We start from the raw sequence: 12,139 nt of genomic DNA on the forward strand, positions 1-12,139 counted from the left end.
GATCACCGACAAGGACGGCGACAGCCAGTCGGCCTCGGTCGACATCGGCAAGAACCTGAGCTTCCTCGATGATGGCCCTTCGATCTCGACTTCGGCAACGGTGCAGCCGGTGCTGACGGTCGACGAGACGGATCTGACCACCAATGCGACGGCCAACTTCGCCGCCAACTTCACCTCGGCGTTCGGCGCCGATGGTGCCGGCACGCTGGTCTATGGCTTGAGCGTGGTGGCAGGTGCGTCGGGTCTGGTCGACACGGCGAGTGGCCAGGCAGTGAACCTGGTTCTCAACGGCAACGTCGTCGAGGGCCGCACGGCCGGCAGCAATGCGCTGGTGTTCACGCTGACCGTCAACCCGGCGAATGGCGATGTGACGCTGGACCAGATCCGGGCGGTCGTCCATCCGACGACGGACCCGAACGAGCCGACGAGCCTGAGCGCCGACAATCTGATCAAGGTGACGGCGACGATCACCGACAAGGACGGCGACAGCCAGTCGGCCTCGGTCGACATCGGCAAGAACCTGAGCTTCCTCGATGATGGCCCTTCGATCACGGCGGTTGCTGCTTCGGCGGTGAAGGTCGCGCTCGACGAGACGGCGACCTCGAGCGGTGTTGCCACGATCAACACGGGCGCAATCGTGAAGGGCGACGATCCCGATGTAGCGGGCTCGGGCTATATCTCGACAGCGACCAGCCTAGGAGCTCTCGTGACCGTAAGCGCGCTGTTTGGCGCGGATGGTCCCGCGGCTTCGGCGAGCACGGTCTATGCACTGACGGTGACGAACGCCAACTCGGGCCTGACGCTGACGGACGGCTCGGCGATCAGCCTGCAACTGGTCGGCAGCGCGGTTGTCGGTGTTGTGTCCGGCGGCACCTTCAATGGCCAGGCGGCGTTTGCAATCTCGATCAATGCCGTAACAGGCGCGGTTACGGTCGAGCAGTATCTGTCGCTGGATCATCCGGCCGAAGCGACGGTCGGCAACGGCTTTAACAGTTACGATGAGACGCTGACGCTTGCCAGCGGCAGCCTCGGCGTGACCGTCGCGGTCAAGGACGGCGACAACGACACAGCGACCAGCAACACGGCCGATGTGTCGAACCAGATCACCTTCGACGACGACGGCCCGGTGGTTCTCGACAAGACGGATCTCTATTTCGCCAACAGCGGGACCGTCAGCGGCACCGGTGTGTTCGACTACTCTATCGGTGCTGACGGACATACGACGTACAGCAGCCTCAATTCTGACTTTGCCGCCATCACATTGGCCGGCACCGTGGCCGGAAACGCGATCACGACGCCGACCGTAGCCTGGGCTTCTGAAACGTCGACTCAGGCTGTCTTCAACCTCAGCTTCAGCTATCTCACGGGTGGGGTGTCTACCCATGAAACCGGCACCCTCACTTTCGACAAGGTGGCGGGAACCTACACCGTGGACCTGGCCGACCCGATCTCCGCGGTAACGATCAGTACAGTGAGCAATTCGTCTTCTATCGTCGGCTACCAGCCGGGATCCTCGACGGTTGACAACAGCCAGCCAGATGTGGCGGTAGCCCAGGTCAATACAAACCTGTTCATCCAGTTTACCGGCTATGCGGAACCGGGCAATGGCACCGATGCCAACAACCTGCAATCGGGTTCGATTGACGGCAGCACGCTTACTTATGTGAACGGAGAACTGCTCACCCAGGATTCGGCATTCGTGTCCATCTCCGGCACGGCAAACGGCGTTGCCGGCGATACAATGGGCAAGGGTGAAGTCATGGATATGGACTTCTTCACCACGAACCCGACAGGATTTACGGGCCAGACACCCGATGCCCAGATCGGTTCGATGTTCCTGAAGTTTGATGGCATCGGGAACTCCGAAGACTTCATCGTCATCTTGAAACTCTACGACACGGTTGCCAACACCTATACAACCAAGGCAATGTATGTCGAGAACGGCGACATCTTCAGGGGCGCGGGCCCTGGTCCGGGCATCTATTCCGGTGTAACGCTCGACAACAATGACGGCCTGTTGATCATCGAATCGAACGACTACAATGCGGCTGGTCAGCACTTCGTGCTGGTGGGCGCACAGATCACTCCGACCGATGAAGGCATCACCGGCACAGCCATCAATCTCAACGGTGCTATCGGCGCCGGGGGGGCGAGCACCGGGACACAAAGCCTGAGCTCCGATACCAATGATCTTGGGTTCAAGATCTCCGATATCGGTCTGGTCAGCACCACGACGACGGCCCAAAATGCCGATCTGACCTTCAACGTCACCGTGAAAGACGCGGACGGCGATACGTCACCGGCACAGCAGCTGGACGTTCACGTTGTCAACGGTGTTACCTATACTGGCACGGCGGATGCCGAGACCATGCAGGGTACGGCCAATGGCGACACGCTGAACGGCGATGGCGGCAACGATATCCTGCAAGGGTTTGCCGGAGCCGATACCCTGAACGGTGGCGACGGCAATGACCTTCTCATCGGAGGCCTCGGCCAGGACACCATGACCGGCGGAGCGGGAGCCGACACGTTCAAGCTCGACGGCCTGGACATCAAGGACCTCATTGTCGACTACAGCGGTATCGGTGGGCAGGGCGACAAGATCGACCTGACGGCGTTGTTCGACACAGCACCGGGAGGAGCCAATATCGGCAACTTCGTCAACTACGATGCAGGCACTGGCACACTCAGTGTCGATACCAGCGGATCGGGAGGCAGCTTCGTCGAAGTAGCCCAGCTCGTGAACCACCCCGTAGCCAACACGATCACGCTGCTCTACGACGACGGCGTAACCCAGCATACGACGACGGCAAACCTGGTTTAACGCCATGGCGCACGACCACGCGACTATGTTATACATCGCTAATATCGAGGGGAGCTCAACATGAAACGTTCTGCAAGACTGCTGGTTTCCGCTGCGACGCTGTTGCTGGCAGTCGGGTCGACGGGTTATGCCGCCGACATCATCGAAGGTCCGACGGGCGACTATTGCCGTACCGTCGGCACGTCCAACCTGGTGCTGAACGACAACATCGTCGATCTCAGGGTGCAGGTGGTGAAGCTGATGGACGAGTCGGTCGCGGCCGCCAACAGCTCGGAATGGATCAACTCGTCCCGGCCCGTCTTCGTCTGGGCGTCGGAGGCCAAGGTCGCTTGCGGCATGGCTTACGGCTACCTGAAGACGAACTACAAGGACGAAGACACGCTCAACAAATGCGAGTGTTTTCACGATCGCATGGTCGAGTACATGCACTGACCGGATAGGCGAAGCCACGCCTGTTGGCCATCATGACGGCCGACGGATCATTCCTGTGCGCGATCGCCGGTGCGGTCGCGTTGATCGGGTTTGGGCAGGCTGTCACGCCGGCCCGCGCCAACTGGCTGGAACGACCTTGCGTGGAACAGTCCTCGAATCCGGTGCGACCGGTGCACTGTGACGCGGCCACGCAGTGGACCCGGCAGTCATTCAAGGCGTTTGCCAGCTGCCAGGCATCGATCTATGGCCTGGAGCCGCTGCTGGCGCATGCCGTGATGGAAATCGAGAGCGGGTTCGATCCCGACGTGCACGGCGCCGAGGGCGAAGTCGGCCTGATGCAGGTCATGCCGGCGACCGCCAGGATGCTCGGCTTTCGAGGCTCCCTGGACGATCTGAGCGCACCGGCGACCAACATCGCGCTGGGGGTCGAATATCTCGCGCAGGCCAACAGGCTGGCCGCGGGCGATCTGTGCACCACCGTCATGAAGTATCGCGCCGGCCACAATGAAAGCCGGTTCTCGGCACTTTCGGTGCGCTATTGCGAGCGTGCGCGGGCAATCCTGGCAAGGGAAGGGATTGAAGTGACCGGCCCGTTGCCGGTGGCATCCTTCGGCTTTTCCGCATTTTCGCCAGCGGGAGAGGGCGTAGCTCCAGCCCAGGGAAAAGGCGTGTGCGTGCGCCGTGTGTTCGTGCCCGGACCACGATACATGAAATGTGCCTGGTATCGGAGTGCCGGGCAGGCGCGACAGATCAAGGCGCTCAGAGCCAGGCTTTTCCACGGCTAAAAGAAATGCAGACGGCACGGCAAGTCCGCCGTAACATGACTTGAAGGCCAGACCGGGAAGCCGGCGGCGAATAGGGGTGGAGCATTCATGGAAGCTGGCCGACAGGTCCACTGTCCGCGGACATGGGCAATCGCCCTTGCGCTCGCTATCATGGTGTCGGGCTGCCAATCGAAAGACGGCGTTTCCGAAGCGCTCGATCCGGCGACGGTCACCGCACCTGCCGGGCAGAATGGCGCCGCTGTTGCCGGTCCAGTCCCGGCGACCCAGTCGCTGGGCACCGGCCCGACGAAGATCACCATGTTGCTGCCGCTGTCCGCCGCCGGAACGGCAGGGGAGAACGGCAGGAAGATGCTCGATGCCACCAAACTGGCGATGACGGATATCGGCAATGGATTGCTTACGCTGACGGTAGAGGACACCAAAGGCGACAGCACACTGGCCAGCAAACTGGCGATAACGGCCATAACGACGGGGTCGAAGGCCGTCATCGGCCCGACCGAACTGCCGGCGGCCCAGCATATTGCCACGCTGTCGGGATCGACGCGGCCACCGGTGCTGGCACTTGCCGATAATTTCGCCGGCGGCGCCGGGGTTTATGCCGTGCTGCTTGGCGAGGCGGACAGCGCCGCGGCGGGCGCCGCGGGACTGGCGGCGAAAGGCAGCAAGAAGTTCGTACTGCTTGTCGCAGCAGGCCCAAACGCCGGCGCCGTGGAAAAGCGGGTCGCGAACAGCCTCAGCATCTACGGCGCGACGCTGGCGGTCACCGTCCCGTATTCGGCTGGCGACAGTGGCGCGAAAGCGGTCGACGATATGGGCTCACTGGTGGAAGCCCCCGACGCCGTCATCGTCGCCAGCGGCGATGGCAGTCCGTCAGCCATCCTTGCCGCCCTCAAATCAAAGGGCATTCCGGGGAAGAAAATCTCCGTCGTCGGAACCAACCGTTGGCTGGACCATCCCATGGATCCGCTTTTCGAGGGGGCCTATATCGCCACGCTCGATCCGCGCGAAACCGGGCCGATCGCCGACCGCTTCAGGACGACATACAACTACCCGGCCGACGTCAACGTGGCCTACGCCTATGATATGGTTGCCCTGACCGCGGGGATTGCCAGTGCGGTCGGGCCTGAAGGCTTCAGCAAGAAAATTCTCGAAAATCCAAACGGGTTTCGTGGATCGACCGGCCTGTTCCGGTTTAGGGCCGACGGATCCAGCGAACGATCGATGCCGTTCTATCGGATTGAAAAAGGTGCTCTCAAGCTGGTTGCCAAATCGACGTCGGGTTTCTGATCGGCGAGAAGCCTTGAGAACCTGTTCGCGCTGATGGGCAGGCTGGGCCGCAGCCGCCAGGCGATCGGGCTCGGAAGCCTGCTGCTTCTGGCCGGGATCCTGCTGATCGGCCTGGCCGGGGCTTTGCTTTCGGTCGATCGGCCTGTCCTTACCCCTTCGCAGGATGGTGACGACACACGGCCAATCCGACCGGCTGCGGCCATTATCGACGCACAACGCCGAGGGCCGGCGCGCAAGGTTGCTCAAGACCTGATCGCTCCGCCACGGCTCGATCCCGCGGTGATCGAACGGGTCGAGCCCCGTCCGCCACTCAGCGAGCTCGGTCTCGCCGTGCCCCCGAAAACCCCTATGCCGGGGGACTGGCGAGAGGTCTTGCTCTACCGCCCGATTGCGACATCGTCGGTGGTTTTCGAATCCATGGGCCGGAAGGTGATCATCAGCGGGGCGCAAGGCATCGACCCCGACAGGTTCTGCTCGTTTCACGAGGTCACCTGGCCCTGCGGCCAGCGCGCACGCGCCGCTTTCAATGCCTGGCTGAGGGGACGCGCGCTGAAATGTTTCGTGCCGCCGGACGTCGAGCGTTTTTCCATCGCCGCGCCGTGCAGGCTGGGCAAGCAGGATGTCGGCGCCTGGCTTGTCTCCAATGGCTGGGCCACGGCGCTGCCGAGCGGCATCTACGGCAAGGCGGAGGCCACAGCCAGAAACGCGCAGATGGGCATATTCGGTTCGGCACAATAGCCGGCCATTCAACCCTGATATTTTGTTTGTTAACCGTCACGGGTGCAGCTTTCCCCAGGAGCAAACCATTTTCGTCCGCAGCCTTTCATGGGGTCATCGCGCAATCGATTAAATTGCAAGGTTCCTTGAAACTGAAATTGCAACACACCGGCCTTATACAAGCCCATCCACAGGAGATCGGCCAGTGACAAAGACAACGGCGACCACCCAGGCATGGAAAGGCGTCGCTTGGCTGACCTTTCTGGGAACCATGGGAATCCTGGCCCTTTCCGTCGGCCTCAACTATCTGCTGCTGTTCTCGGAGGCGCTGACGCCATTTGGGCGCAGTATGATCACGGCGATCCTGTTGCCTGTTATCCTCGGCGTTCCGCTTTTTCTGTTCGTTGGATTGAAGCAGATCGAGGTCCGCCGCTATCGCCGGGAACTCGACAAGTCGGCAACCTTCGACACCACGACAGGCTGCCTGAACGGAGCGGTGTTCACGTCGATGGTCGAACGAAGAACAGCAAGGCCATCGGCGCCGGGTCCCAAATCGGGCGCCTTCCTGGTCATCCATTCGGAAGATTTGCGGTCCATCAACCTGCGCTTTGGTCTGGAATGGGGCGACGAGGCCTTGCGGCTGGTCGCCTCGACCATACGATCGTCGGTGCGCGCGGAGGATCTGGTTGGACGTATAGGGGCTTCGATGTTCGGGGTCTTCCTCTCGGGCGCCACCGAAGCGGAAGCCAGCGAAATCGGCGAGCGTATCCGGTCGCGCATCGCGCAAGTCTATTTCGCACCAAAAGGGACCGAGGATGCGCTGAGCGTCAAGGTCGGCGGCGTGATATTCGAAAACGAGGTGGAGTTCGAGGACATGTTCCGGTCCGCCGAGCAGCGCATGGCCGGCGTCCGGGATGGAGCCGCGCTTGAGTTGACGCATCTCCACAGCTGACAATCGTCGGGCGTCAGCGCCAGGGTTATTCAAAGCGTGGGGAAATGCCAGATGCAGCGGCCGTAGGGCTAAAGCGTGTCGCGTCTGAACGGGTTCAGGCGACCCGCCTAGTTAGGTCATTGTTTCTATACATGTCGTTCTCCCAAAACCGAGGTCACTTTTGGGCGACATGCATCAATGCTCCCTGAACCCGCGATTGAGCGAGTCGCGAACCGGCGCCAGCATGTAGTCGAGCAGCGTGTGCTCGCCGGTCAGGATCATGACTTCCGCCGGCATGCCGGGCGACAGATGGACGTCGTGCAGCTTTTCCAGGTCGGCGGTATCGACTTTGACCTTGGCGAGGAAATAAGGCTCTCCGGTCCTCTCGTCCGTTAGCCGGTCCGCCGACACCGAGGTAAGCAAGCCATGGATCTGCGGCAGGTGCCTGGTCGGATAGGCCGACAGCACCACGCGGGCCGGCATGTCGGGATGCACCATGTCGATATCGGCCGGCTTGATCCTGGAATCGATGACCAGATTGGGCTCGTTGGGAACGATATCGAGAAGCGGCTGGCCGCTTGAAATCACACCGGATTCGGTCGTCACGCGCAGGTTCATCACCGTTCCCGCGATCGGCGCGGCAATGTCGGTCCTGGTCAGCACATCCTGGCGTGAGGGCAGCTGGCTGCGCAGTTCGGCCAGGTCGCCGCGCACCTTGGCAAGGTCCTCATTGGCGCTCTCGCTGTCCTGCTGGCGTAGATTGAGCAGCTGCAGATTGGTCTCGCCGATCTGCTGCTCGTTGCGCGCGACCTGCGACCGGTTCGACGCCTGGTTGGCCCGGATGTCGGCCTGGGCTCGCTGCAGAGCCAGGATTCGCGGCAGGCGCTCCAGTCCCTTCTTGTAGAGCACCGTCGCGGAACCGATCTCCTGGTCGATCAGGCCGAGCTGCTCGCCTTGCGCCGCGATCACTTCCCTCGATCCCGTGATCTGTTCTTCTATCTGCGCTATGCGCTTGTTGAGGATCTGCTCGCGACCTTCGCGGGTCGCGAGGCGGCTGTTGAGCAGCGCCTGCTCCTCGACAACCACCTTTCGGGCGATCTCGCTGTCGATCGACGTCAGCTCTTTTGGAAAGATGATCTGGTCTTGCTTGGCAAGTTCCGCAAGCAGGCGCGCCTCGGCTGCCAGGAGACGGATGTAGCGCCCCTGCAGCTCGTCGTAGCGGCCCTGTGCGTCGGTCGTCTTCATGCTGATCAGGATCTGGCCGGCACTGACCTTGTCGCCTTCCCGCACATGGATAGCCCCGATGATGCCGCCCTCCAGATGCTGGACGGTCTTGCGGTAGCCTTCCGGGCTGACGATGCCGTTGGCGACGACGGCGCTTGCCAGAAGCGCCACGCTTGACCAGACCGCGATGCCGCCGACAAAACCGATCGCCGAGACGTAGCCCAGCATGCGCGCCGGCCGCGTACGCTGCTTCAGATCGCGCTTGCTGGCGCGAAATGCATGCGATCGCCGCCGGAGGAGGTTGGCAAGGATAAGCAGAAGCAGCGCGGCTGCCGCTGCCACCACCGCGATGCGTGCAGGCAGGCCCAGCCCGTCGAACCAGCTCGAGGCCGCGCCCGTCAGATCTCCGAGAGCGATGGTCAGCTTGTCCACCATGTCGCGCAGGCTGACCATCAGCAGGTCCAGCATCGTCGACAGATCGCCAAATCGACCGTCCATGGGTTCACTCCACTGCCTTCAGCTGCGCCGGCACATTGGCGGCGATCTTGTCCCGCACGGATGCCGGCACGGCGATGCGCTTGGCCTGACCGGCCAGAGCGCCGAGCACCTCGTCGCGCGTGCCGAACATCGAGATGCAGCCGTCCTGGAGCAAGACGACACGATCGGCGATGCGCAAAAGGTTGGTCTGGTGGCTGATGAGGATAACGGTGCGGCCTTGTTCCTTCAGATGTCGAAGCACGTTGAACAATGCCATCTCGCCGTCGCCGTCGAGGCCGGTGTTCGGCTCGTCGAGCACCACCAGCGCCGGATCGCCGAACAGCGCCCGGGCCAGCGCGATGCGCTGACGTTGGCCGCGCGATATCCGAGCTCCACGTGACCCGACTTCGGTCTGGTAACCGTTCGGCAGCCGCAGGATCATCTCGTGGATGCCGGCAAGCTGCGCCGCGGCGACGACCGCGCCGCTGTCGACGTCGCGCAGGCGTGCAATGTTCTCGGCGATCGTGCCGGGGAACAGCTCGACCTGCTGCGGCAGATAGCCGATATGCATGCCCAGCTGGTCGGATGGCCAGCTGGATACCTCCGCACCGTCCAGTCTGACATGGCCGAGCGACGGGCGCAGCGTTCCGACAATGAGGCGGCAAAGCGTGGTCTTGCCGGAACCCGACGAGCCGATCACGCCGCAGGTCTCGCCCGCCTCGACACTGAAGGCCACTCGGTTCAAGAGGGCCTGCGGCGCTCCCGGCGCATAGTAGTTCAGGTTCTCGAGCCTCAGCCGCCCTTGCGGGCGCGGCAGCTTCACGCAGGCGTTTTGCATCGACCCGGTGTCGGCGAAAAGCCGCATCAGGTTGCGGCGTGCCGTGCGGGCGGTAACCAGGCCGCGCCAGGCGCCGATCGAGCGTTCTATCGGCGCCAGCGCCCGGCTCAGCAGGATCGAGGCGGCAATCATCGATCCCGCGGTCAGTTCGCCATGCAGGACAAAATAGGCGCCAAGCCCCAACACGGCCACCTGAAGCGCCAGCCGGAGCGAGCGTGACAGGCTGCCGATGGTCGTTGTGCGCCCGAGCAGCTGCGCCTGGATTTCCATCAACGACTGCTGTCTTTCCCCCCAGCGCCGCAGCGCCGGCTCGGACATGCCGAGTGAGCGCAGCGTCTCGGCGCCATCGATGTATTGACCGGCCGCGGCCTGGTTGCGACGCAGCCCCGCCGCCGCTTCCTGGCCCCTGTGACGGGTGAGGAAATCATTGGCGAGCGCGCCGCAGAACAAAAGGATCGCTCCGGCAATTCCGACCAGGCCCAATGCCGGGTGCAGAAGCCACATGAACATCAGGAAGACGGGCGTCCACGGCGCATCGAGAAAGGTCAGCATGCCGTCACCGCCAACGAAACCGCGCAGATCCGACACATCCTTCAGGCCGGCCTCGACGCCGTTGCCGCCCACGAGGCGAGCCTCCATGGCGCGCTCGATCACAGGAACACTCAGCTGGTCGTCGAGCCATTGGCTGATATGCCCGAGGATCATCCGGCGGGCCTGTTCCAGCAGGCCATAGACGGCGATCGCGCCGATCACCGCCACGGTCAGCCACATCAGCGTGTCGATCGAGCCGCTCGACAGCACCCGGTCGTAGATCTGCAGCATGTAGACGGTGCTGGCCAGCAGCAGAATATTGGCCAGCAGGCTGAAGAGGAGCAGGGCGGGCGCCTGGCGCCGTGCCAGATGCATCACGTCCTGGAACTGCGGTCTTGGCTGCGTCACGGTAGCCCCCGGGGTTCAATGCTTTGTAGTGTCCGGCCGAGCGTCGAGACTGGCGCCCGGCCGGTGTCGTGTCAGGCAATGCCGTCGTCGAAGATACCGGTGCCGTCGACGCCGACCGAGAAGTTGGCGAACGCATCGGCGGTACCGCCGTCGACGTCGCTGTCGTAGTCGGTGATCTGGACCGCGAAGTCGAACGATTGGTCCGGCGTGTCCTGCCCTTGCAGCAGGTTGAAGCCGCCAATGTCGAACTTGCCGGCGACAGCCTCGATGTCGGCCACGTCGTGCCCGGTTTCGGTGTCGAACTCGACCGTGTATTTGGCGCCGAGGCCGGACACCCGAGCGCTGTAGATGCCGGTGGAGACCAAGTTGAAGGTGACGCTGTCCGTCAGATTAATGTCGAACGTCTTCTCATAGACACCGTCCAGATTGCTGTCCGTCCAGCTTTCGACCAGGTCCCCGTTGGCATCGAGCACCCTGACCCCGGTGATGTTGACCGCGGTGGCGTCGGCTATGGGATCCAGGGCAAAGGCGCGGGCCTCTGCATCGGTGTCGACCTGGCCAAGGATGGCGTTGTCGATGTCGTAGGCGAAGATGTCTAATGTCGCCAACGTATTGCCCTGCACCTGCGAGATCTCCACGGAAGCAGAGGTCACCTCGGTCGTGCCCTGGAAGCCGATGGTGTCGGCATCGTCGGCCGTTTTCTGCGTCAGCCCACCCGTGACCCCGGCGACCGAGTCGTCGTCGGGATTGTCGAGATAGACGAAGAATGCGCCGTCGTGCGGATCGAACATCTGGTTGCCGATGCCGATCGTCACCGGTCCGCCGCCCTTGGAGGTGTTGATGGTGTCGCTGGCATTGGCGCCGCTGGTGACATAGGTCCCGTCGGCCTTCAGCGTCACATCCGAGCCGATCACCAGCAGGGCGGTGCCGTCGAGATCCGCCTTGTCGGCGGCGATGACGCCGAACAGGTTCTGGCCCGATGGCAGGTCGCTGAAGTCAAACGAGGTGAAGGCCGGCGGCGGATTCTCGTGGACGGTGAAGGTATACTCGCCGCTGCCGTCCTGATCGAGCACGATGTCGTAGACCAGCGTGCCGAGCGTGGCGTCCGAGTAATAGTCGATCGTCGTCTTGTCAGGCGACAGCACCGCCGTGAGGGTCGGGAAGACGTTGGTCGGCGTCGTATAGTCGGTGAAGGTGTAGGTCTTGGTGCCGTCGCCCGACAGGTTGTCGGCGGTGTTCTCGTCGGCGCCGATGATGCCGTTCAGCGAGTTGCTGACGAAATCGCCGGCCGCGAAGTCGACAACGCCGCTCAATATCTGCGCGCTGATCACCGGCACGTCGTTTTCGACATTGATGACGAAGGCATTGATGTCAGGCGTCACCGTGTCGCCGTCGGCATCCGTCGCCACCAGCATCGACGACAGGTCGAGCGCCAGGGTACCGGCATCGCCGCTGGCGGCTGCGTGGTCGATCTGGTCCTGAAGGTCGAAGGTGTAGCCGCCGGTTGCGGCCAGCGCCAGTGTGAACACGATGCGCTGGTCGCCTCCGCCCAGATCGGCGGTGGCGGGCAGCCGCCCCCCCCCCCCCCCCTTGGTGGAACGGTAGCCCGAAGACGGCAATTTAGGCAAACCCCACCAATAAGAACCCCAGCCACAAGTAAACCCCCCCGGGGCCGCCGGCCGCAA

The 12,139-nt window shown here is 62.9% G+C and carries 9 protein-coding genes; 6 read left to right on the plus strand and 3 right to left on the minus strand.

What is annotated here, in order from left to right:
- Nucleotides 1-109 precede the first annotated feature (109 nt).
- The 6 genes from NKH02_RS32965 (at nucleotide 110) to NKH02_RS32990 (ending at nucleotide 6,997) form a co-directional block, all read left to right on the plus strand.
- Nucleotides 110-2,824 (plus strand): DUF5801 repeats-in-toxin domain-containing protein, encoded by a 2,715-nt coding sequence (locus NKH02_RS32965; protein WP_502913890.1) that lies wholly within the window; start codon nucleotides 110-112, stop codon nucleotides 2,822-2,824.
- Nucleotides 2,825-2,884: 60 nt separating this feature from the next.
- The gene (locus NKH02_RS32970) at nucleotides 2,885-3,256 is read left to right on the plus strand and encodes a hypothetical protein (RefSeq protein ID WP_352883934.1); all 372 of its coding nucleotides are present in this window, start codon (nucleotides 2,885-2,887) and stop codon (nucleotides 3,254-3,256) included.
- Between the two features lie 32 nt (nucleotides 3,257-3,288).
- Nucleotides 3,289-4,041, plus strand: coding sequence for a lytic transglycosylase domain-containing protein (locus NKH02_RS32975; protein ID WP_352883950.1), 753 nt, complete (start codon nucleotides 3,289-3,291; stop codon nucleotides 4,039-4,041).
- A gap of 87 nt (nucleotides 4,042-4,128) precedes the next feature.
- A complete protein-coding gene (locus tag NKH02_RS32980; RefSeq protein ID WP_352883936.1) occupies nucleotides 4,129-5,328 on the plus strand; it encodes an ABC transporter substrate-binding protein in 1,200 nt (399 codons plus the stop codon).
- A gap of 33 nt (nucleotides 5,329-5,361) precedes the next feature.
- Nucleotides 5,362-6,066, plus strand: a complete 705-nt coding sequence (locus NKH02_RS32985) for a thermonuclease family protein (RefSeq protein ID WP_352883938.1) — start codon at nucleotides 5,362-5,364, stop codon at nucleotides 6,064-6,066.
- Between the two features lie 184 nt (nucleotides 6,067-6,250).
- Nucleotides 6,251-6,997 carry a GGDEF domain-containing protein gene (locus NKH02_RS32990; protein ID WP_352883939.1) on the plus strand — a complete coding sequence of 249 codons (747 nt, stop codon included), beginning with the start codon at nucleotides 6,251-6,253 and terminating at the stop codon, nucleotides 6,995-6,997.
- Between the two features lie 174 nt (nucleotides 6,998-7,171).
- Here NKH02_RS32990 and NKH02_RS32995 read toward each other — a convergent pair whose 3' ends face one another.
- From NKH02_RS32995 to NKH02_RS33005, 3 genes are all read right to left on the minus strand, one after another.
- Nucleotides 7,172-8,698 carry an HlyD family type I secretion periplasmic adaptor subunit gene (locus tag NKH02_RS32995; protein ID WP_352883940.1) on the minus strand — a complete coding sequence of 509 codons (1,527 nt, stop codon included), beginning with the start codon at nucleotides 8,696-8,698 and terminating at the stop codon, nucleotides 7,172-7,174.
- A gap of 4 nt (nucleotides 8,699-8,702) precedes the next feature.
- Nucleotides 8,703-10,454 (minus strand): type I secretion system permease/ATPase, encoded by a 1,752-nt coding sequence (locus NKH02_RS33000; protein WP_352883942.1) that lies wholly within the window; start codon nucleotides 10,452-10,454, stop codon nucleotides 8,703-8,705.
- 71 nt (nucleotides 10,455-10,525) lie between these two features.
- A partial coding sequence (locus tag NKH02_RS33005; protein WP_352883945.1) for a hypothetical protein occupies nucleotides 10,526-12,139 on the minus strand: 1,614 nt, incomplete at its 5' end.

This window comes from Mesorhizobium sp. M1396 (assembly GCF_040317725.1).
Taxonomy (GTDB): Bacteria; Pseudomonadota; Alphaproteobacteria; order Rhizobiales; family Rhizobiaceae; genus Mesorhizobium.

Bases quoted from the DNA above. Each gene is read 5' to 3' on its own strand.
- NKH02_RS32995 (WP_352883940.1), bottom strand. From the start codon at position 8,698: ATGGACGGTCGATTTGGCGATCTGTCGACGATGCTGGACCTGCTGATG.
- NKH02_RS32980 (WP_352883936.1), top strand. From the start codon at position 4,129: ATGGAAGCTGGCCGACAGGTCCACTGTCCGCGGACATGGGCAATCGCC.
- NKH02_RS32975 (WP_352883950.1), top strand. From the start codon at position 3,289: ATGACGGCCGACGGATCATTCCTGTGCGCGATCGCCGGTGCGGTCGCG.
- NKH02_RS32970 (WP_352883934.1), top strand. From the start codon at position 2,885: ATGAAACGTTCTGCAAGACTGCTGGTTTCCGCTGCGACGCTGTTGCTG.
- NKH02_RS32985 (WP_352883938.1), top strand. From the start codon at position 5,362: ATGGGCAGGCTGGGCCGCAGCCGCCAGGCGATCGGGCTCGGAAGCCTG.